The sequence below is a fragment of the Acinetobacter sp. YH12108 genome, assembly GCF_013419055.1.
In the GTDB taxonomy this organism is placed as follows: domain Bacteria; phylum Pseudomonadota; class Gammaproteobacteria; order Pseudomonadales; family Moraxellaceae; genus Acinetobacter.
The window spans coordinates 21,015-42,875 of the sequence record NZ_VPAW01000009.1; the positions used below are offsets into that span (position 1 = coordinate 21,015).

General features: G+C 41.5%; 18 protein-coding genes and 1 tRNA gene. 10 read left to right on the top strand and 9 right to left on the bottom strand.

Annotated elements, in window-relative coordinates; all coding sequences use genetic code 11:
• Window positions 1–669: 669 nt before the first annotated feature.
• Both FTU46_RS07420 and FTU46_RS07425 read left to right on the top strand, forming a co-directional pair.
• Window positions 670–2,379, top strand: coding sequence for a diguanylate cyclase (locus FTU46_RS07420; protein ID WP_180104664.1), 1,710 nt, complete (start codon window positions 670–672; stop codon window positions 2,377–2,379).
• A gap of 65 nt (window positions 2,380–2,444) precedes the next feature.
• Window positions 2,445–4,088: a P-loop NTPase fold protein gene (locus tag FTU46_RS07425; protein ID WP_180104665.1), complete on the top strand. Its 1,644-nt coding sequence runs from the start codon at window positions 2,445–2,447 to the stop codon at window positions 4,086–4,088.
• A gap of 32 nt (window positions 4,089–4,120) precedes the next feature.
• Here the strand turns inward: FTU46_RS07425 and uvrA are convergent, their stop codons facing one another.
• The gene (gene uvrA / locus FTU46_RS07430; protein WP_180104666.1) at window positions 4,121–6,949 is read right to left on the bottom strand and encodes an excinuclease ABC subunit UvrA; all 2,829 of its coding nucleotides are present in this window, start codon (window positions 6,947–6,949) and stop codon (window positions 4,121–4,123) included.
• Window positions 6,950–7,239: 290 nt separating this feature from the next.
• Window positions 7,240–7,911, bottom strand: coding sequence for a thiaminase II (tenA, locus tag FTU46_RS07435; RefSeq protein WP_179991937.1), 672 nt, complete (start codon window positions 7,909–7,911; stop codon window positions 7,240–7,242).
• A gap of 222 nt (window positions 7,912–8,133) precedes the next feature.
• Between tenA and FTU46_RS07440 the strand changes: the two genes are divergently transcribed.
• From FTU46_RS07440 to ssb, 3 genes are all read left to right on the top strand, one after another.
• Window positions 8,134–9,225 (top strand): DUF475 domain-containing protein, encoded by a 1,092-nt coding sequence (locus FTU46_RS07440; RefSeq protein WP_004781554.1) that lies wholly within the window; start codon window positions 8,134–8,136, stop codon window positions 9,223–9,225.
• A 154-nt stretch (window positions 9,226–9,379) separates the two neighbouring features.
• Window positions 9,380–10,744, top strand: coding sequence for an MFS transporter (locus tag FTU46_RS07445; RefSeq protein ID WP_159123704.1), 1,365 nt, complete (start codon window positions 9,380–9,382; stop codon window positions 10,742–10,744).
• A gap of 51 nt (window positions 10,745–10,795) precedes the next feature.
• A complete protein-coding gene (ssb, locus tag FTU46_RS07450) occupies window positions 10,796–11,380 on the top strand; it encodes a single-stranded DNA-binding protein (RefSeq protein ID WP_159123705.1) in 585 nt (194 codons plus the stop codon).
• Window positions 11,381–11,450: 70 nt separating this feature from the next.
• Here ssb and FTU46_RS07455 read toward each other — a convergent pair whose 3' ends face one another.
• Window positions 11,451–11,915 (bottom strand): hotdog fold domain-containing protein, encoded by a 465-nt coding sequence (locus FTU46_RS07455; RefSeq protein ID WP_180013823.1) that lies wholly within the window; start codon window positions 11,913–11,915, stop codon window positions 11,451–11,453.
• Between the two features lie 139 nt (window positions 11,916–12,054).
• On the opposite strand from FTU46_RS07455, the gene FTU46_RS07460 reads away from it, so the two are divergent.
• Together FTU46_RS07460 and ahpC are read left to right on the top strand one after the other, a co-directional pair.
• Entirely contained in the window at window positions 12,055–12,699 is a 645-nt protein-coding gene (locus FTU46_RS07460; protein ID WP_180104667.1) for a TetR/AcrR family transcriptional regulator, read from the top strand.
• 151 nt (window positions 12,700–12,850) lie between these two features.
• Entirely contained in the window at window positions 12,851–13,414 is a 564-nt protein-coding gene (gene ahpC, locus FTU46_RS07465; RefSeq protein WP_005232609.1) for an alkyl hydroperoxide reductase subunit C, read from the top strand.
• Between the two features lie 83 nt (window positions 13,415–13,497).
• On the opposite strand, the gene FTU46_RS07470 is transcribed toward ahpC, so the two are convergent.
• Both FTU46_RS07470 and ycaC read right to left on the bottom strand, forming a co-directional pair.
• Window positions 13,498–14,421: a LysR substrate-binding domain-containing protein gene (locus tag FTU46_RS07470; RefSeq protein WP_180104668.1), complete on the bottom strand. Its 924-nt coding sequence runs from the start codon at window positions 14,419–14,421 to the stop codon at window positions 13,498–13,500.
• A gap of 140 nt (window positions 14,422–14,561) precedes the next feature.
• On the bottom strand, window positions 14,562–15,188 hold the full coding sequence (ycaC, locus tag FTU46_RS07475; protein WP_180002495.1) for an isochorismate family cysteine hydrolase YcaC: 627 nt from the start codon (window positions 15,186–15,188) through the stop codon (window positions 14,562–14,564).
• A gap of 299 nt (window positions 15,189–15,487) precedes the next feature.
• Here ycaC and FTU46_RS07480 point away from each other — a divergent pair, with 299 nt between their 5' ends.
• The 3 genes from FTU46_RS07480 to FTU46_RS07490 all read left to right on the top strand — a co-directional run bounded on the left by FTU46_RS07480 (window position 15,488) and on the right by FTU46_RS07490 (window position 18,931).
• Window positions 15,488–16,366 carry a pirin family protein gene (locus tag FTU46_RS07480; RefSeq protein ID WP_180104669.1) on the top strand — a complete coding sequence of 293 codons (879 nt, stop codon included), beginning with the start codon at window positions 15,488–15,490 and terminating at the stop codon, window positions 16,364–16,366.
• Window positions 16,367–16,780: 414 nt separating this feature from the next.
• A complete protein-coding gene (locus FTU46_RS07485; RefSeq protein WP_180104670.1) occupies window positions 16,781–18,088 on the top strand; it encodes an FAD-dependent oxidoreductase in 1,308 nt (435 codons plus the stop codon).
• A gap of 3 nt (window positions 18,089–18,091) precedes the next feature.
• On the top strand, window positions 18,092–18,931 hold the full coding sequence (locus FTU46_RS07490; protein WP_159123709.1) for a cyclopropane-fatty-acyl-phospholipid synthase family protein: 840 nt from the start codon (window positions 18,092–18,094) through the stop codon (window positions 18,929–18,931).
• Between the two features lie 81 nt (window positions 18,932–19,012).
• On the opposite strand, the gene FTU46_RS07495 is transcribed toward FTU46_RS07490, so the two are convergent.
• The 4 genes from FTU46_RS07495 to FTU46_RS07510 all read right to left on the bottom strand — a co-directional run bounded on the left by FTU46_RS07495 (window position 19,013) and on the right by FTU46_RS07510 (window position 21,713).
• Window positions 19,013–19,088: transfer RNA gene (locus FTU46_RS07495), tRNA-Thr, on the bottom strand.
• 205 nt (window positions 19,089–19,293) lie between these two features.
• Complete coding sequence (locus FTU46_RS07500; RefSeq protein ID WP_004781576.1) at window positions 19,294–19,521, bottom strand: hypothetical protein; 228 nt, start codon at window positions 19,519–19,521, stop codon at window positions 19,294–19,296.
• Between the two features lie 437 nt (window positions 19,522–19,958).
• Complete coding sequence (locus FTU46_RS07505) at window positions 19,959–20,159, bottom strand: hypothetical protein (protein ID WP_004781578.1); 201 nt, start codon at window positions 20,157–20,159, stop codon at window positions 19,959–19,961.
• Between the two features lie 417 nt (window positions 20,160–20,576).
• Window positions 20,577–21,713 (bottom strand): J domain-containing protein, encoded by a 1,137-nt coding sequence (locus tag FTU46_RS07510; protein ID WP_179991941.1) that lies wholly within the window; start codon window positions 21,711–21,713, stop codon window positions 20,577–20,579.
• Between the last annotated feature and the right edge of the window lie 148 nt (window positions 21,714–21,861).

Below are 21,861 nucleotides of genomic sequence, written 5' to 3' on the forward strand. Positions count from 1 at the left end.
TACATTGTTACCAAATTGACTGATAATAAAAAAATCAGGTTAGAGTTCATGTTTTTACATGATAATTTGACTGATTCTCCACATATTTTTGTTTTTATCGGCCCAGCTTTCCCCAAGGTTGGGCTTTTTTTTGCCAGAATTTTTTAGAAGCATCAGTCTACGGATTAGTTCATAAAAGAAGATTAGAAAAACTAGTATAGAAAGCCGTCAAAGATGATTCTTAAGTGCACCTTAATGGTGCATTATTTCAATTTAAAAATTGCTTCGTTCTATAAAGTTGCAAAAAAAAACCTCAATTTCTATATAAAATTGAGGTTTTTTCGCCAAAATTTGCGGGTAAATCAAAAAATCTGCTGAGGAATAATTTAACTCGCCCTAATGCAGTGCATTATGCACCTAATTGTTGCACGTGTAAATAGTTCAGAAAGCGAGTTTTTTAATTTTCTTATATTTTAAATTATGAAATTTTCATTCCTATTTATATTTTAGTGATAACAGATGAAAAATCCTGAAAATATAAAGAGTTAAAACCTTTAAGAACATAAGAAAAACCTTCTGAAAATCAAAGCAATTGGGAAGAAATATTGATGATGAGTAGGCGTTTATTTGTATAATCTATCTACTATTAAATGGGGAGTCCTTGATTCATGTGAAGGACTAAAAATCAAGATGAATACTTTGCGCTCTGAGAAAATCAGCAAACATCTGTACTGGTCGATGTCGATCATTATTTTATGTTTATTGTGTATTTGTATTCCCTTAATTATTGATAGTAGTCAACATTATTTAAAATCAAAACAAACCTATCAGCAGCTTTATGCCTTACAACAGGTCACCGATCTCTCCAATAAAATCTCCCGGGAACGGGCACCTGCCAACAAAGTAATGTCCAGCTCGGTTGAGGAATTTGCCAAACATCAGCAGGAGTTAAGCGATTACCGTCAGGAAGTCGATCAACAGATGCAAATTACGGCTCAGGCACTCGATCAGGTTGGTTTTAATCACCTAAGCCAGCAACTTTTATCTGAATTGAAACCGAGCTTGCAGAATGGACGTCAGCAGGTCGATCTCTATACTCAAATACCTCGCCCGGAACGTACTGCACAGGAAATGGATCAGGCTATTCTCGCCATGTTTACTGCCTGGGATAGCAGCCGTAAAATTCTGAAAGGAGTAGTGATTGCCTCTGCTACGCCATCTGCCCGTTTGGATAATTACATGAGTGAAATCCTGTTTTTATCTGATCTCAGGGATCAATCGGGTCGGGTAGCGTCAAATGTCATGGCACATGTGACATTTGGAACCCAGATTCCAGAGCAAAACATTACCCGTTCCTTGCAGGTCCAGCATCAGGTACGCTACCTCTGGGATATTATTGATACGCTACAGCCTGTTCAGGACAAAACTGATGAATTTATTCGTTTACATCAGCGGGTCGGAACTGAATTTATCCAGCAAGGTTTACCGATTGTGGAGCGACTGATTGAAGATAGCCGCCAGCAGCGTCCTTATTATTTAACTGGAACCCAGCTGACTGAAGCCATTGTAGATAAATTTACAACAGTGATTGATTTGCAGAACTATTTACTGCAATACACCAAAGATGTGGCTATTAAGGAAATGCGCCATGGTCTGAATCATTTGATCTGGACAGTGGCCTTATCTGGAATTTCCCTGATTACGGCAATTTTGACCATGATTTTTGCGCGTAAACGCATCTTTATTCCTTTAATTCGGGCACGTAAAATTTTATTTGATTTGTCCACTGGGTCTGAACGGAAGCAAGCCCAATCAAAACTAAAAATAGACCGGCCTACTGAATCCTTATTTACAGCAATTCAAAAACTGCAGCATACGCTGCAAGAGCGTGAAGCATTAGAATTTCGACTGAAAAATATTGCCCATTCCGATTCTTTGACCGGGCTGGCCAACCGTTTTGCGTTGGAAGAATATATCCGTTTTATGGAAAATCAGCCGGGTCAATTGAGCCAAACCTGTTTGATGATTATTGATATTGATCATTTTAAACAGGTGAATGATCAATATGGACATATTATTGGCGATCAGGTGATTCAACTGGTGGCCGAGCGTTTGCAAGCCAATGTCCGTGCTACAGATTTGCTGGTGCGTTATGGTGGTGATGAATTTCTGGTACTGATTGAAAATATTCAGATGGAACAGGCATTGATTGTGGCCGATAAAATCCGGGCTGAAGTGGCTGAGCGTCATATTGTGACTGCAGCAGGAGACGAGATTAAGGTTTCGGTCAGTATTGGGGTCGCCATTGGCGCTGTTTCCTGGATGGCTTTATTGTCAAATGCCGATGATGCTTTGTTTAAGGCCAAAGCGAAGGGGCGCAATGTGGTGGCTGAGGTTTAAATTCTTAGCCCAGTACTTTTTAATTTAAATTTAAGCGAACTTATCACTCTTAGATGCTAATAAAGATGAAACCAGAAGAAAGATTAGAGCAAATATTTAGAGAAAATGAAAACAAAGGTATGGCTGTGGCTATTACTGGATCTTGGGGAGTGGGTAAGACGTTCTTTTGGAATACGTTTAGAAAGAATAATCCAAATAAAAAGAAATATGTGTATGTTTCTTTATTTGGGTTGGAGTCATTAAGTGACTTAAAAACTCATATTTATAGTCATATTGAAAATAATAGCTCTGCCATTGAAATTCCTCGATGGATAAGAGGGCTACCCTCTATTCTAAAAGAGACCAAAATTTCTCAATTTGGTATTAGCTCCTCAGCAAAGATATTTGATAGTTTGATGTTTAATCAAGTTAAAGACGCCATTATCTGCTTTGATGATTTTGAACGTATGTCGAATAAGCTTGATATCAAAGATGTTATGGGCTTAGCGAATCAATTGAAATTGGAGCGTAACTGCCAAGTAATTTTAATTTTAGATGAGTCAAAAACTGAGAATGAAAATAAGAAAAAATATGCTGAATACAAAGAAAAACTGATTGATGAAGAAATTAAAATTACATCTGTTGAACCTTTGCTTCGTGAAAATGCGAAAGATATAGATGAACCTTTAGTAAATTTAATGGTGAAATTTGCAGATAAATTAGAAATTCATAATTTTCGCTTTTTTCAAAAAGTGATTAAGCTATATAAACAATTTCTAGAACAATTACCTGCGCAAGTGGCAGATACAACAAAAGAAATTATTTTGGTTCGAGTATTACAAGGATATTTTATTGAGGATTTTGGTAAAAAGTCTGAGTTCGGATGGGAAGATATCAAGTTAGTATTTGAAGATAAACAAAAAGGTTGGTCTGAACAAAAAGTAAATACATATGAAAGCTTAAAATCATTAAATTATGATTTTGTTCATACTGATGAATGGCTAATTGAGTTTAAAAAGTACTTTGATCAAAAAGGTGATCCTAATTTTGAAGAACTGCGAAAATTAGCTAATTCAGATCTGATTTCAGAAGAAAACAATAGATTAAAAAATGAATTTCATAGAATGTTTGAAGTATTTTGGCAGATACAAGCAGATGTGAAATTTCCTAATCAATTATTTGAGATAACCAAAAAAGTGATTGGGTTAGATAGTTTGGGTAATGTAAGTTTTGCTATTACATTGTTAGAAGTTTTTGGCGAAGTAGAAAAAGTTAGAGAGTTAGAAGAAATTACTAGTGAGTGGATAAAACAAAAAATTCAGAAGAATAAAAGATTATTTTATAATTTTGATAGTTTTGGTGAGATAAGACCAATATTTAAAAACATTATAGAGAATTTTGATTCAAATACAGACAACTTACCTTCTTTGATCAATGCGGTTTTTCAAATATATGTTAAGCAAGGATGGAATCACGAAGATGAGTTATCTGTAAAGTGTGCAACTAAACAAGACTGGGAGAGATTTTTATTTGATCAAGTATCTGGTGATTCTAGATTTGAGTCTATAAATAGTAGCTATATTGTTAAGAAGATACTAGAGAGAGAAAATGAATCAGATTTTGGATACAAGTTCAGAAGTACGGTTAAAGAAATATACCTAGAAAGAGGACAGAAATCAGAATTTTATAGAAACTATATGAACTACTTGATTTCAAGATTAGATAATTAAAAAGGAGCTCATTTGAGCTCCTTTTAAAAATATTACAACAACGGCTTCAAGAATTTACCCGTATGTGACGCTTTCACTTTCACGACTTCTTCAGGTGTACCTTCCGCGATAATCATACCGCCACCCGCACCACCTTCAGGCCCAAGGTCTACCACCCAGTCTGCAGTCTTGATCACATCCAGGTTATGTTCAATCACCACAATGGTATTCCCTTTATTGCGTAGCTCATGCAGGATGTCTAGCAGCTTGGCAATATCATGGAAATGCAGACCAGTGGTTGGCTCATCCAGTACATACAGGGTTTTGCCGGTATCCCGTTTGGCCAGCTCACGTGCCAGTTTTACCCGTTGTGCTTCACCACCAGAAAGGGTCGTCGCTGACTGACCCAAACGGATATAACCCAGACCGACCTGATGCAAGGTTTCCAGACGACGATGAATCACTGGAATCGCATCAAAGAAATGCATGGCATCTTCAACGGTCATCTGCAATACATCAGAAATATTCTTGCCTTTGTAGTTCACTTCCAGCGTTTCACGGTTATAACGCTTGCCATGACAGGCGTCACACGGCACATACATATCCGGCAGAAAGTGCATCGCTACCTTAATCATGCCATCACCTTCACAGGCCTCACAGCGCCCACCTTTCACGTTAAACGAGAAACGGCCAGCGGTATAACCACGTGCTTTGGCTTCCTGAGTTTGTGAAAACAGTTCACGAATTGGAGTGAACAAACCGGTATAAGTTGCTGGGTTCGAACGTGGCGTACGACCAATCGGGCTCTGGTCAATATCAACCACTTTATCCAGAAATTGCAGACCATCAATTGAATCAAACTTCTCGGCAGTCAGTGTGGTTGCACCATTCAGCTGAGTCGCTGCCAGTGGCAACAGAGTCCGGTTAATCAACGTAGATTTTCCAGAACCTGAAACACCGGTAACACAGGTCATGATCCCTAAAGGAATGGTCAGATCGACTTTCTTCAGGTTATGCCCGGCAGCACCCATCAATTTGATCTGTTCTTCCGGTTTCGGTGGCTGAACCCGTTTTTTCGGTACTTCAATTTTCAGTTTGCCAGACAGATATTTACCGGTCAGGGAATCTTTGTTTTCAGCGAGTTCCTGATAAGTTCCTTCTGCAATCACATGACCGCCATGCACACCGGCACCCGGACCAATATCAATAATATGGTCTGCAGCACGAATTGCATCTTCATCATGTTCGACCACTAAAACAGTATTACCGAGGTCACGTAGACGAATCAGGGTTTGTAACAGGCGATCATTATCACGCTGATGCAGACCAATCGAAGGTTCATCCAGCACATACATCACGCCCATGAGACCAGCACCAATTTGTGAGGCCAGACGGATACGCTGTGCTTCACCACCAGACAGGGTTTCAGCAGAACGGGACAGGCTCAAATAGTTCAGACCGACTGATACCAGGAAGTGCAGGCGTTCACGGATTTCCTTGAAAATCTTGTCCGCAATTTCACCACGGGCACCTTCCAGATTAATCCCCTGATAATAGCTTTCTGCATCACCAATTGACATGCGGGTAACGTCGGCAATGGTCTTATCCAGAATTTTCACATTACGCGAGATTTCATTCAGACGTGAACCATCACAAGCATCACAGGCAGCATTAGAGAGATACTGCGCCAGATCATCACGCACATAATTGCTTTCAGTTTCGCGGTAACGGCGTTCCAGATGCGGCAAGATACCTTCAAATGGCATCACCCGGTTATGACGACGACCACGTTCATCAATATAGCTCAGGTCAATTTTTTCTTTGCCGGTACCGTAAAGGAATTTCTTCTTGGTGTTGGCATCCAGTTCATTCCAAGGCGTTTCTAGAGAAAAACCGAAATGCTCGGCTACTTTTTGCAGCATGCCATAATAATACGGACGCTGACGATCCCAGCCACGAATCGCACCCTGGCTGATACTAACTTCCTGATTGGGAATCAGTTTGTCTGCACTAAAATGGCTACGGGTACCCAAACCATCACAGACCGGGCAGGCACCGAAGGGATTGTTAAATGAAAACAGGCGTGGCTCCAGTTCTGCCACAGCGCGGTCACATTCCGGACAGGAGTGTTTGGCAGAAAACACGCGATCATCATTTTCGCCTTTCATCCAGGACAGGATCGCAATATCTCCACCGAGACGCAGTGCAGTTTCAAAACTTTCTGCAATCCGGTTACCGAGATCATCACGCACCTTAAAGCGGTCAACTACGACTTCAATAGTATGTTTTTTCTTTTTGTCCAACTCAGGTGGCGGATCAATTTCCATGATCTCGCCATCGACACGTGCACGCACAAAGCCCTGGCTTTGCAGTTGCTCAAATAACGCTGTGTACTCACCCTTACGTTCACGCACGACAGGCGCTAACAATAACAGCGCAGTGCCTTCTTCCAGTTCTTTAACCGCATCGACCATTTCAGTTACGGTCTGTGCCACCATAGGCAGGTCGTGTTCCGGACAGTAAGGTGTACCTACGCGTGCATAGAGCAGACGTAAATAGTCATAGATTTCGGTAATGGTACCTACAGTCGAACGCGGGTTGTGGCTAGTCGATTTCTGTTCGATAGCAATGGCCGGGCTTAAGCCCTCAATCGAATCAACTTCCGGCTTTTCCATTTGCGAAAGGAATTGACGCGCATAGGCAGACAAAGATTCTACATAACGACGTTGACCTTCCGCATATAACGTATCGAATGCCAATGAGGACTTACCTGAACCAGACAGTCCCGTAATCACCACAAACTTGTCGCGTGGAATATCAAGGTTCACATTTTTCAGGTTATGGGTACGTGCACCTCGAATACGGATGTGACTTTGGCTCATGCAATGATCCTAGAAAATTCATCAAAAACCTTTATATGATACCGAATGAAAAATGTTCAAGTGCAAATAAAAGTATTTTAAACGTCAAGTTGTGTCGGATATTGGTCAAAAGATCAGTACTAAAGCAACTGAGTAAAAACGTGGAGTGAATTTGCTTTCTTCAAAACGTCTAATGGATGAAATGTCATACTGTATAATGCAATAAAATTAGCTTCACTTTCCATCATTTATAGTTTTTATAAAATAAAAAAGCCCTGTATTAAACAGGACTCAGTTAATAGAAACTAAAATTAATCATCCAGACCTGGCCACTGGCGCTGTTCATAAGCACTGTCCCAGAACAACCATTCCAGACGTGCTGCATGGGTATAGGCCTGATGCATTTTTTCCAGAGTATCGGCATCGACCCGCGCTGCCACCCGATCCACAGTAGCAATTACATTGCGTACCGCTGTATGAAAATCTTCACCAGCATAAGTATCAATCCAGGCCTGATACGGATTATTCGGCGCTGCCTTATCGACAATATCCTTACCGACTTCTGCATAGATCCAGAAACATGGCAAAAGGGCAGCTAGAACCACCGGATAACTTTCTGCCCAGGCCGTTGCCTGTAAATAAGAAGTGTAATGATGGCAGGCCAGAGTCAAAGGTGTATTTTCAAATTGGGTTTTGCTGATGCCAAAATCCTGCATAAAGCCATCATGCAGGCTGCGTTCGACCACAATGGCAGTTTTAGCGGCCTCACTAAACTGGATTACGTCATCTGCTTCAAAAGCTTTTGCTGCACAGACCGCCAGTGCACGGCCATAAGCCAGCAGATAATGTGCATCCTGAATCACATAATGACTAAAGGCTTCACGGCTTAATGTTCCCTGCGCCAGTTGCTGGTTAAAAGGCAAGGCCAATGTCTTTTGATAAAGTCCGAGATTACGTTGCCATACGTCTTGAGAGAAACTCATACTGAAATCCTTAGCAGTTGAAGTCAAAACATCCAGCACTATAGCAAAGATGAATCTGTTTAAAAGATCAGCAAATCTGAAAAGCAGAAAATACTTAAAAATGGTTCAGGAAGTGCTTTGGTTTATGCGGCAAAAGTTTCATAATTGGGACAACTTTTAGTCTTAGTATTTCTCTACGTTTAAAGAAATGCATTTAATGAAATTTATCTAAGGTCGATATATATGTTGAAACACTTTGGTTTCTCAATCGTATTTTCGATCGTGTGCCTTGGTTTGTCTGCTTATTGGGGATTTACCCATGGTCCGGAAGCGGGCCTGCAAACCATGTTCACAGCACTGACCATTACCGCTATTCTGGCGATTATGGAAGTGTCGTTGTCGTTTGATAACGCGGTTGTCAATGCATCCGTCCTGCGCGGTTGGGATCATTTCTGGAAAATGATTTTCCTGACAGTCGGGATTCTGGTTGCAGTTTTCGGGATGCGCCTGATTTTCCCGGTGGTCATTGTGGCCGTGACTGCGGATATGGGCTTTATGGAAGTGGTGCAGCTCGCCTTAAATGCACCCAAAGAATATTCGGCCAAACTAATGGCACATCATGCCGAGATTTCTGCCTTTGGTGGTGCCTTCCTGATGCTGGTATTCCTAAACTTCTTCCTGGATGAAGAAAAAGACACCCACTGGTTCCGCATGCTGGAACGCCGTCTGGCGCATCTGGCAAACGTTCCGGCGATGTCGGTCTTTATTACCCTGATTGCTTTATTAATCATGGATTTCCAGGTTGAAGAAGCAAAACGTCTGGATGTTATTCTGGCCGGGATCTGGGGGATCGTGATTTATATCGGCGTACAGGTCCTAAGCCATATGCTAGGCGGGGAACCGGAAGTAGACGAAGAGGGTAATGCTGTTCGTCACGATGCTGAAGGTGTACCGACTGGAGTGGTGAAAGCCGGTTTTGGTGGCTTTCTGTACTTAGAAGTGCTGGACGCCTCTTTCAGTTTTGACGGTGTGATCGGTGCCTTTGCGATTACGTCTGACGTGGTAATCATCATGTTAGGCCTGGCCATCGGTGCGATGTTCGTACGTTCCATGACTATTTATCTGGTCGATAAAGGCACGCTGGATGCCTATATCTATCTGGAACATGGCGCACACTATGCGATTGGTGCTCTGGCATTTATCATGCTGGCAAGCAGTACCGGTGTACATATCCCTGAAGTGGTAACTGGTCTAATCGGTGTGGCTTTCATTATCTGGGCAGTCATTGCTTCAATCCAATATACCAAGCGTCAGTTATTAAAAGCAGGCAAATAGTCCTGTGATCGCTGAACAGAAGCGTAGCTCCGGCTACGCTTTTTTATTTTTCAGATAGTCCTCATCTTTATTTCAAATAAAATTCATGCATTCCTTTGAGCGGAATGGCCTATAATCTGCGCATCAAGATTAACTAACTCGATCGCCAGACTTTATGATGAATGCCTTAGAACGTCGCTCGACCTTTGCCCTGAGCAGTATTTTCGCACTGCGCATGCTGGGGTTGTTTATGATCATCCCTGTATTCTCTGTAGCAGGGCAGTCATATGAATATGCTACGCCGGCACTGATTGGTCTGGCGGTGGGTATTTATGGCCTGACACAGGCCATTTTGCAGATTCCGTTTAGCCTGATCGCGGACCGCTATAGCCGTAAGCCACTGGTGGTTTTAGGCTTGTTGTTATTCGCTCTAGGTGGCGCGATTGCTGCAATGTCTGACACCATTTATGGCGTGATCATTGGTCGTGCGATTGCCGGTGGTGGGGCAGTTTCAGCAGTGGTAATGGCCTTATTGGCTGATGTGACCCGTGAAGAAAACCGCATGAAAGCCATGGCGGTGATGGGCATGAGTATCGGCCTGTCCTTTGTGGTGGCCTTTACCATGGGGCCGTGGGTGACAGGACTGGTCGGCATTTCTGGTCTGTTCTGGGTGACTACCGTAATGGGCTTGGCTGCGATTGCGATGCTGTTGATGGTTCCTAAAGTCACTCGTCATCATAAAAATTTTCAGCAAGGTTATGTAGAGCAGCTAAAACAGGTCCTGAAAATGGGAGACCTGAACCGTCTGCATATTTCAGTATTTACCCTGCATTTGCTACTTACAGCGATGTTTATTTATGTGCCATCGCAACTGATTGAAGTTGCTGAACTGCCATTATCGAGCCATGGCTGGGTCTATCTGCCGCTGCTGGTTGTAAGCTTGTTTTTTGCCTTCCCAAGCATTGTACTGGCAGAAAAATACCGCAAGATGCGCAGCATTTTCCTGACAGCGATTGGCGGTATTATCCTGGGTCTGCTGATCATGATTTTTGGTTTTGAGTCTAAATATGTGCTGATCGGTGGATTGGGATTATTCTTTATTGCTTTTAATGTCATGGAAGCCTTACTGCCCTCCTGGCTATCCAAAGCAGCCCCGATTCAATCCAAAGCCACTGCGATGGGCGTGAATGCCAGTAGTCAGTTCCTGGGCGCATTCTTTGGCGGGATCATTGGTGGACAATTGTTGTTACTCAACAACACTTCGCTCGGTTGGAGTATTTTATCGGCAATTGCTATAATTTGGCTGCTCATGAGTTTTGGGTTGGCTCAACCACGCTATCTTTCATCGCTCGTGCTTCGTCTGCCAGAGAGTAAACAAACAGATGAATGGACTTCTCAACTTTTGGCGATTCGTGGTATTGAAGAGGTTGTGGTCATGTCTGAACAGCAAGTCGCCTTTGTCAAGGTCGATAAACAGCAGGTTGATGATGTTTCGCGACAACAATTAACGCACTTGTTAGGTAAAGAGGTAGCCATTTAAACATAACTCTTATAAAGTAAAATATAGAAATAAATAGGAAGTGTACGTCTGATGCGTGGTGTTAATAAGGTCATTTTAGTTGGTACTTTAGGTCGAGATCCTGAGACCAAAACTTTCCCAAATGGTGGTTCTCTCACTCAATTCTCTATCGCAACCAGCGATTCATGGACTGATAAAAATACGGGCGAACGTAAAGAGCAAACCGAATGGCACCGTATTGTGCTGCATAACCGTTTAGGTGAAATTGCACAGCAATATCTGCGCAAAGGTTCTAAAGTTTATATCGAAGGTTCATTACGTACCCGTCAATGGACAGATCAAAGCGGTCAAGAACGCTACACAACGGAAATCCGTGGTGAGCAAATGCAAATGCTGGATTCTGGTCGTCCACAAGGCGAGCAGGGCGATAACGGGTTTAACCAGCCACGTTTTAATAACAATAACCAGGGTGGCGGTTATAGCAATAATTCACAAGGTGGTTATGGCTCAGCGCCTCAGCAAGGCGGTTTTAACAATAATCAGGGCAGTGGTTATGGCAACAATAACCAAAATAACCAGGGTGGTTATGCGCCGAAGTCTGCACCTGCTCCAGTAGCAGCACCTGCAGCTGATCTGGATGATGATCTTCCGTTCTAATCCCGACATTAGAAAGGTAAATCATCATCAAAACCCGCCATTTGGCGGGTTTCTTCATCTATAGAACTTTTTATTTTTTCACCGAGACCCACATGGTGATCACCGCCCGAAACACAACTTCTTCTGTAGTATCTTTAATTTCTACATTGACCAGATAATCGCTGCCTTCCTTCCATATAAAGTTAGGCTCGGCGGGTGTCGCAATCGCAACCAAGTCAGTAGTAGCTTTTTTGACATATTCGACCTGCATGCCTTTAGGAATCCAGCGATGGGTCTTTGGAACGGTTGCATCGGTCATGGTACCGCCTGCCAGTTCAGCCATGTTACACATGGCAATCGCGTGTACAGTGCCTAAATGATTCAGTACGGCACGATGTTTCTTAATGCTCACTGCACAATAACCAGGCTTTAAATCTTCAAACAATGGAGAAATACTGCCGAAATAAGGTGCTTTTAGACAAAGTAATTTAGAAAAAAGATATTTACCGGCTGGCTTATTTTCTAAGCTTTTCCAGATTTTTAGGGCTTGGCTCATTTATAACTTCCTGTATATTATTTTTTAATCAGAATAATATTCTCATACAGAATATTATTCTGTATTGGCGCATCTGACAAAAACCAGACATCAGGCTGCCAGCCTGCTTTTAAAAATAGAGAGGATTTAAATATTAAAGATGCAAAACATGGAATTGCTGGAAAGGATTTTTAAGGGAAGACGGGCTTTACTCAAACGTCAGATTCTGGAATGTGCATTGACAGAGTTTCTGCGTACAGGCATTGCTGCGACTACGATTGAAATGATCCGTGATCAGGCCGATACCAGTATCGGGGCGATCTATCATCATTTTAAAAACAAGGAGGGGATCATTGCGGCACTGTATATTGCAGCGCTCACAGATCAGTCAACGCAGCGTTTGCAGGCTCTGTCACAAGTTCAGGGTATTGAACAAGGCATAGAGGCGGTGATTCAGAGTTATATCGATTGGGTCGTAGCGTATCCTGATTTTGCCCGCTTTCTTTATGCCGCGCATCATACAGTTCAAAGCAGTGATTTCAAAAAGGAGTTACAGCAGTCGAATCAGCAGCGCAATCAGGAATTAAAGCAATGGCTGGCTCAGCAGGCAGATATCGGGCAATTACAAGCTGTTCCCTTAGAACTGCTTATGTCACTGATCATTGGACCCACTGAAAGTTATTGCCGGAGCTGGTTATCTGGTCGAGTTCAAACCTGCCCTAAATACTATGCAGCAGCCTTAGCAAAATCGGCTTGGCAATCTATACAGCATTTTCAAGAAAGTGAATCCGCCAAAATCGATTAAACAAATCAGAAAGATAAAAATAAAAGGAATTATAAATCTAAAAAACCGATAGTTTTTATGAAAAGTTACGGTTTTACCTATTGGTAGTTTTTGCGTATTCTTAACTACATCAAATGAACACACACTTTCACGAATAGATAGGAATAGACTTATGAGTTTAATCAATACTGAAGTTAAGCCATTCAATGCAACTGCTTACCACAATGGCCAATTTATTGAAGTGTCTGAGCAGGACATGAAAGGCAAATGGTCTGTAGTATTCTTCTATCCTGCTGACTTCACATTTGTTTGTCCAACAGAATTAGGCGATCTTGCTGATCAGTATGCTGAATTCCAGAAACTGGGCGTAGAAATCTACTCAGTATCTACAGACACGCACTTCACGCACAAAGCTTGGCATGACACCTCTGACGTAATTGGTAAAATCCAGTACCCAATGATCGGCGATCCAACCTGGACTTTGGCGAAAAACTTTGAAGTGCTGATTGAAGCTGATGGTCTGGCGGATCGTGGTACTTTCGTGATCGATCCAGACGGTAAAATCCAGATCGTTGAAATCAACGCGGGTGGTATCGGTCGTGATGCACAAGAACTGCTTCGTAAAGTAAAAGCGGCTCAATATGTACACGCTCACCCAGGTGAAGTATGTCCGGCAAAATGGAAAGAAGGTGAAGCGACTCTTGCTCCTTCAATCGACCTGGTCGGTAAAATCTAATTCGATAACACGTTATCGAAGTTGAAAAAACTCAGCCCTCAGCGCTGGGTTTTTTATTGTCTACCGGAATTGAAATAATAAACTTAAATGGTATAACCTCTATGACCTTCTGCCGCAGCACGCAAGCCTTCAACCAAATGTTCAATCAGTTTTTCCATGACCAGACGCTGGCCTTTGCGTGAGACATAGACCAGTTGGACAGTACCCATATTGGAACACCATTCTGGCAGGATGTGAATCAGGCGACCTACTTTCAGATCTTCTTCCACGGTTAAATAAGGCAGATCGGCAATGCCCAAGCCATCCAGTGCAGAATAATACACACCAGCCAGATCATTACTTTTGATTCGCGGTTCCAGTGGAATATCCATTTGTTCCTTGTTATTCGTGTGATATAGATGCCACTGATAATGCTGTTTTTGAGTGCCGAGAACGATAGTAGGAAAATTATTGATTTCAGTTGGATATTGTAGCTGTTGACTCTTGAGCAGTTCCGGGCTGGCGACCAGACAATGCGTAGTTTTAATCACATCCCGAACCACGATGCTGGAATCTTCATTGGCCTCAAAGTTGGTGCGGATGGCAAGGTCAATATCATCATGCAGTACATCGACGCGGCGGCTGGTGATTTCCATTTCGACCTGTACTTGCGGATAGGCTTTTAAGAATTCATTCAGTAACTGGCGAATCTGGAAACGCATCATCACTGAAGGGCAGCTGAACTTGACCAAACCTTGCGGTTCGCTTTTCTGCTTGAGTAGGACACTATGGGCACATTCCACCTGCTGAATCAGCTTTTCACATTCCTGATAAAATTCTTGACCAAGTGGTGTCACTTTAAAATGCCGGGTTGAACGCTGAATCAGGGTAACGTTAAAACGTGCTTCCAGTTCCAGAATACGACGACTGAGTTTGGACTTGGTGATGCCAGAGGCGTCACTGGCTGCACTAAAACCACCATGCTTTACCACTAGGTAGAAATAATAATAGTCATCAAAAGAATGCACGTTTCACCTCAATCGCCCTGTGTTTATGCCATATCCATCATAGGGGAAATCTGACTTGGGCTATATATTTTCTAGCAAAATCTCATTTGATTTTTATACTAAAAAGCGACCCATGGGCCGCTTTTTTAAGTTGTAGCAGATTATTTCTGTGTTGTGTTCTGGTTATAGCTATTGATCAGGTTACGGTAATCTGGGATATGGTTGCTGAATAAAGTACCCAGACCTTCAATATCATTACGCCAGTCACGGTGCAGTTCACAAGCCATGCCGAACCAGGTCATCAACTGCGCACCCGCCTGAGACATACGATTCCATGCCGAGTCACGGGTCAGATGATTAAAGGTACCTGAAGCGTCAGTCACCACGAATACGTCAAATTCTTCTTCCAGTGCAGACAGAGCAGGAAAGGCCACACAGACTTCAGTCACGACACCAGCAATAATCAGCTGTTTCTTACCTGTAGCTTTTACTGCTTTGACAAAGTCTTCATTATCCCAGGCATTGATCTGGCCAGGACGGGCAATGTACGGTGCATCCGGGAACATGTCTTTCAATTCAGGTACTAGGGGACCATTTGGACCCTGTTCAAAACTGGTCGTCAGAATCGTTGGCAGATTGAAATATTTTGCCGCTGCAGCCAGTGCCAGCACATTGTTCTTGAATTTGTCCGGGTCAATATCACGTACCAGCGATAGCAGGCCAGTTTGATGATCGACCAGCAATACAGCTGCATTGTCCTTGTCTAAACGCACATAGGGTTTTGCCATTTTTATTTTCCTCTAATGAAATCAGGTGAGCAGATCAGCCACTGATGGCGACATGCGGTGATTACATGGTAGAGATAAAAATAGGACAAATTAAGCCTAAATTCCGGGATAGTTAATCTCAAAAATAGAATAATGGGAAAATTAAAATAAAATTCAGTATTTATTGGTGACAATTTTCATGATTTAAACCTACTATTGTCTTATATTTGGGATACTGCATTTCAGTAGCCTAGTGTCGAGAACTGCCTGTAAAGCATACAATGGCTGCATGTTCATCCTATTGTATATAGGAGTAAAAGATGAAAAAAGTCATTGGTGTCTACCGTAATCAAAACATGCACTGGGTCGGTGACGGCTTCCCGGTGAAAAACCTGTTTTCTTATGATCGTCTGGGGCAGGCCATTAGTCCATTTCTACTGCTGGACTATGCAGCGCCGTATCATTTTGCATCGACTACTGAGCAGCATGGTGTAGGTTCGCATCCGCATCGTGGTTTTGAAACTGTAACCTTGGCTTATCAGGGTGCAGTGACCCACCAGGACTCCAGTGGCGGTGGCGGTACGATTCAGACCAGCGATGTGCAGTGGATGACAGCGGGTGCAGGGGTGGTGCATGAAGAATTTCATTCTCCAGATTTTGCGCAAAAGGGCGGCCTGTTTGAAATGGTTCAACTCTGGGTCAACTTGCCAGCCAAAGACAAAATGACCGCGCCACGTTATCAGGCCATTACTGCAGCTGAGATTCCACGGATTGAAATGGATGAAGGTGCAGGACATATCCGGGTGATTGCCGGAGAATTCGGAGGTCATCATGGCCCTGCGCATACCTTTAGTCCGGTGAATGTCTGGGATGGCGAGCTAAAAGCGGAGTATGAAACTACGTTGCATGTACCTACCGGACATAATGCTTTGCTGGTTGTACTGGCGGGTGAGCTGGTGGTAAATGGCAGTCAAAAAGTCCTGGATAGCTCTATTGTGATGTTTGCGCGCGATGATGATCCTGAAATTCAGCTACAGGCCGATCAGGACACTAAATTTTTGCTTTTGACCGGTGAGCCGCTGAATGAACCTATTCAAGGCTATGGCCCATTTGTAATGAATACCAAGGAAGAAATTATTCAGGCATTTCAAGATTTTAATCAGGGTAAATTTGGTGAAATCGCGGTACAGGCCGAATAATACAGTCAGTCTTAAAACAAAGAAGCCTCTGCACAAGCAGAGGCTTTTTTTTCTAATGCGCTGGAATTTCTTGTCGTTTTTACGAGTTTCTTGGATAAATTCATTTTGTTTATCTCTATGAATTTATCTCTTTCTTGTGCTGCATATTATAGAGTGTTTTGCGGTCTTTGTAAACCGATGATTAAAAAATCGGTTAATTAAATCATTTGTTTTTTAAAGATTTATTTTTAAATATTTAAATATAATGGCGGTTTAAGTTACTCTATATAAAGACGTTTTTTGCTATTCAAAAAATGTAATTTATTTGTAAAGTTACGTTAACTCAGACTTACGAAAAAAAAGTATTCTGGAAGATTTTAATAACCTATTTGCCGAAAGCATGGTTCATAATTTCTTTTAGTTTTTCAATGACGGATGATCAGATTGGATATCGCAGTAATTGGTAGTGGCATGGCTGGACTGGCTACTGCCAGAATTCTTCAGGACGCAGGACATCGCATTACTATTTTTGAAGCGCTTCAAGGTCGCGGCATGGACAGTCATAGTCTCGAATTTGAAGGAGGCCTCATTGACGCACCTTTACGTGTGATGAATCCTTATCTGTGGAAAAATACCTTAAGTCTGGCGACTCATCTGGGCATTAAAACTTACCCGGTACGTACCTATATGGCCTGTAGCTGGCTGTTTGAAGACCGGGTAGAAACCTGGCTAACCACGTCACGTAGCCGGATTGGCAATATTCCGATTATCAATAACCGCAAAGGCATCCAGCAATATGGCTGGCGTCTGGTTAAAGGTTTGCTGCAACTCAAAACAGCCTTGGCAAAATTCTTTAAATCCAAAAATCAGGACATCAGCCTGGCAGAATTTATCAATCGCAATGAGATTGAAGAAGTGTTCTGGCATGGTGCGGTGATGCCGGTGCTGTATACCATCTGTACCTGTAATCCAAAAACCATTGGTGAATGGCCAGCCAAACCTTTATTGATTTTCCTGCGTCAGCTAACGGATGGTGATGCCTTGTTACGTATACAGGGCGGTACTCCGGCTTTGGTAGACAAGCTGATTGAAGGCATTCACATTGAAAGTGGTGCGCCGATCGTTTCGGTAAAAGAGCAGGGCGACAAAGTACTGGTAGAAAATGCAGCTGGTCTGTCGAAAACCTTTGATCGTGTGGTTGTGGCGACACCAACCAATCATATTGATGAATTCCTGGATCATGAACAGTTTGGCCGTGATATCGAGCTGTTAAAGAAATTCAAATTTGAACAGGGTGAATTGGTCATTCACCGCGATAGCAGCGTGATGCCACCGAAACGTAAGGATTGGGCTGTACTCAGCTATATGATGGATCGCAAGTTTACCCGTCAGCAATTTACGGTTTGGCTGAATGCGGTTGAACCGAGTCTGGTGGGTAAATCACCAGTATTCCAGACCTGGCGTCCTGTGACTGAGATTGATCCGAAAAAAGTGATTTCATCAGTGACCTTGACCCGTGCGGTAGTAGATGCCAATACCATCGCCCTCAATAAAGAATTACAGCATCGTCATCTGGAAATGAACCGTAAAGTGTTCTACTGCGGCTCATGGTCATCGGACGGTTTACCAATCTTGGAATCTGCAGTGACTTCTGCCATGAAAATTGCTGCAATTATGGGAGCACCGTTGCCATTTGAAGGACTTAAACCTAAGATCGAGGTAGCACCCCAACTCGGTTATTGATTGATGCAATGGTTTCAGGCACTTCGTCAGCGTCTTCCTCAACATAAATATGCAATTGATGCTTCGTTGCTGGGAGACCAGTCGCAGTTGCCCTGGAGCAATCTGGGTTATTGGCGGGAAGGGCAGCAGGATTATGTAGCTGCCTGTCGAACTTTGGCCGACCATTTGGCAGAAATGGTCGGTTTAAATTCAAAGGATAAATTGCTGGATCTGGGCTGTGGCCAGGGTGCCAGCCTGTTGCACTGGCAGCAACACTATCAGGTGCAATATCTGGCCGGTGTAGAACTTCAGCCTGCTTGTGTGGCGAATATTCAGCAACATTTACCTAATCTCAATGCCATCTATCCGGCTTCTTTCCTGCGTTTAAAAGACATGCATTTTTCCCAGCGCTTTGATGTGGTGCTATGTCTGGATGCTGCCTATCATAGTTCCGTTCCCGAACTTCTAGATCAGGTACGCAGTGTTTTGAACACCAATGCACGGATTGGCTTTCATCATCTGATCTTGTCGGAAAAATGGAACAGCTTGAATGCGCTGCAAAAGCGTAAATATCAGTTTCTGCTGACATCCGCCGATGTCAATTTAAAAAACCTGATGTTGAAAAATGAGCTTTATCATTGTTTGGAAAATTTTGAATTTAAGAATATTCAGATTGAAGATCTGTCCGAAGCGGTATTTTCAGGTTTTGCTGATTATGTAAATCAGAATTTAAATACAAAGAAATTGAAACAAAAAGGCAAAAGACTGGATCAGTTTAAAATCCAGATGACGGCAAAGCTTTGTCAGAAGTTATATCAGGATGGGATTGTAAGATATGTGCAGGTGACGGCACAGGCGATCTGAGTATTCAAGGCAAAAAACAGCTATATAAAAATGCCAAACCCAGAAACATCAAAGCCTCACTAAAAAGCGAGGCTAAGAAAATGGTGCCGGCACACGGATTCGAACTGTGGACCTACTGATTACAAGTCAGTTGCTCTACCAACTGAGCTATGCCGGCGTTGTGGAGTGCATTTTACAGATTTTTCTTAAGGGCGCAAGCCAAAAAATAACCGTTCAATCTTATAACCAATTTTTTATTGCTGATCATTGAATCATCTTCACTCAGGCATCTACATTTAAATCATGAAATTGCCCATATCAGTGATATGGGCAACGGTAAAGGGCTGATATTTAAAATCTATTATGAGTGAGTTAAAAGGGAATTATCTGCTTTTGAGTATCCGATCCAGGTCTTGTGCGCATTCCTCTAAAGTAAAGGCCATATCAAACTGCATTTGAGGTTTGAGTTCTTGAGCAAGACTTCTCCACTGTTCAATTAGTTTTAGGGCTTTTTGAATCTTATGTTTGTTGACGTCTTTGGCAATGGTCGGGGTATAACCACCGCGTTTGGCATTTTTTATCTGTTTCATGTAGTTTGCGCTGTTATTCATGTCCACTCTCCGAATAGCAGTGTTTCCACTTTTTTCTAACCCAAATAAGGAAGACTCAAGCAATAACATTTTCTATCTTTTGGTTTTTATTCTCCTTTTATCCTGTTTTGATTCCACCATAACATAGCGATGATGACAATTAAATTAAGCTATTTTTATGCCAGTTTTTGTCTTCATCATATAAATAAACTAAAAGAAGAACATAAAGTTAAGAAAGTAATAAAAATGGATATATCATGGTTTTATCCAGAAAATTTATTTAAATATATCTCAGCCTATATCCTTACATCTTTAAATCTATCAAAAGAAAAGGCAAGCAATACTCACCTCAAAAATAATTAGTAAAACGAATTATCCTTTTTCAACTCATCTGTCCAAAGTGCTCACTCTTAGTATTCTAGACTATAAAAAAGCCCAATATAAAATTGGGCTAGGGCTTAAGGCTCGACTTCTAACGGATCACCATCTTCAGGACGAAGATGACGTGTGCCATCATCCGCAGGATCTACACTTGATCCATCTTTGGTGATCGGATTGTACATTTCATCCTCTTTTTTATCGTCAGTGAACTCCTCATCTTCGAAATCCAGAGGCTCATTATCATCATCAAAATTTAGGGGCTTTTCATCATCTTTCATAGCGATCCATCATTTTTTACCAAGATAGGATCATGCTCGAATATTCCTCAGTGTCATTCAACAGCCATCCGGCATCATTTATGTAACTTGTATAGTTATTCTTTTATTTTTAATCCATTCCCTAATAATTTCGGCAACAAAAAAGGCTTAAATCCTTTAGGATTAAGCCTTCTAATGCACCTTCTAAGACATCATGTGGCTACATGATAATGAATTTTGGCGGTGAGAGTGAGGAAGCTAGGTTTTATAATTAAGTATTTGAATTTTATAAATATTATTGACTATTTTCCCACAAAAATACCCTCAAACAAAATAATAATTGAGTTTTTTGATCAATTAGGTTGGGGAAATTATAATTAGATACATGATTACTCTTTAGTCCCAAAAGCTTAATTGATCAACGCTGATCATATTACACTACATTTCTGCCATTTCATCAGATATAATTTTTTCTATTGTTTCATAGGTTTGATGAGCTATTTGTTCAGCATGAGGCGTAGCTAAATCTGCTCCAACTTTATTAGGAATATAAAAATTATTATTCATTCTTTCTATAATAGCTTCATTCTCAAAGAATTCATCTGCTGGAAGTCCAGCATCTGCTCCTGAATCATTAATATATTTTCCAGCCAAGTCTAAATACAAACATTTTTTTGATTTTTGAAATGTAATATAGCAATTCGAGATAAGATCTTTAATTCCTATAATTCCACTTTCTTTAAAAGTATCATACACTTGTTTGGACGATGTCTTAATTTCTGCAGGATTAGGTTGTAAGTAATATAATAGTCCAGTTTCGTATGTGGACATCGCTCTTTCATCAGTAACTGTATTGGCTTCATCACTTTCTGCATAAACTTCTTCACTATCATTCATTAACTCTGAATCAGCTAGGCTGTAATCTTCTTCAATTCCTGTCGCCTCTACCGCAGCGGCATCTGCTGCTGCTTCAGCTTCTTCAGCAGCCTCTCTTGCCTCTTCAGCAGCTAGAATTGCTTCTACATCGGATTTATCCGATAAACTCTGCATATATGAGTTTGCTACAATTACAATTATGAAAATCAAAGCTAATGCAATACAAGTACTACCTATTTGTATGAAAACTTTTTTCTTTGAAATTATCCAATTTTTAAATTTTATAAAAGGGGAGAAAATAGAAAAGCTATTTGGGACATCAATGGAGATATTCATTTTGAAACTTTTAGAATCAGCTTCTTGGCTGTTGTCTTTTGAGCCGTTAGTGGAGTTGGTTTTATTTTGCTGTTCAAAAGCTGCTCTTTGAGCTCGCATAAACTCTTCTTGTTCCTTCTTCTTAATATATTCTTCTTGTTGCTGCTTACGTCGGGCTTGTTCTGTAAGAAATTGATCATAATTTTTACGTTTAATTGGATCGATTAAAGTTTCATATGCTTCTCTAATTTTAATCATTATTTCATTTGCATCATTACCTTTATATCGATCTGGATGATATTTTTGAGCCAACCCTTTATATGCAAGCTTAATAATTTCTTCTGGTGCATCTTGAGAAATATGCAATATTTCATATAAATTCATAAATTATTTCTTTCATAAATTAATTTTAATTAAGGCATTAGACCCCCTCTAATGCCTTAAAACTTAATATTCAAATATCCAGCTTCGGTAAAGCCTTCATTATCTCCCTCGTTTCAAAACTGATCATAATCACACGCAAGAACAGTTC